General features: G+C 37.1%; 1 protein-coding gene. It reads right to left on the bottom strand.

What is annotated here, in order from left to right; translation table 11 throughout:
- Nucleotides 1–439: hypothetical protein (locus tag ACTHTJ_RS10905; RefSeq protein ID WP_440362694.1), on the bottom strand; the 439-nt coding region annotated here is incomplete at both ends.

The following is a 439-nucleotide window of genomic DNA, read 5'->3' as shown; positions in this document are numbered from 1 at the left end:
CAATAATCCCGCCCTTCGATTTTCCAATAACAAAATTCGTCCGGTATCAAATACCCAAAGTCCATTGCCTTAGAAAACCAGCCATCATAGACATAATCTTCATGACATCTGTCCCAATCCATATGAAGGTAACCTTCCGTATCAAAATTAATATAGAACAACGGTAATCTTGAAGAAATCTGATTGATTTTTAAGAAATCACTTTGTTGGCCAAAATCCGAAATAGGATCATCATACGACAACTTGTTCTCGACAACGGAATATAATCTTGCTGCTTCATCTAAATTAAAGCCCTGTAACATCAGCGCCTTCAATTCGTCTTTTTCCAGTACGACGACCGAATCTGATTGAAGATAGCTTTCGAAATTGTCCTTAGTTAACTGCCAGATGCCGTTTCGGTAATAATAACTATTCATTTCATCCTGATATTGTTCTAACG

Origin of the sequence: Neisseria sp. P0018.S001 (genome assembly GCF_051957355.1) — a bacterium.
GTDB lineage: Bacteria > Pseudomonadota > Gammaproteobacteria > Burkholderiales > Neisseriaceae > Neisseria > Neisseria subflava_A.
This window is presented reverse-complemented; position numbering and strand designations above follow the sequence as displayed.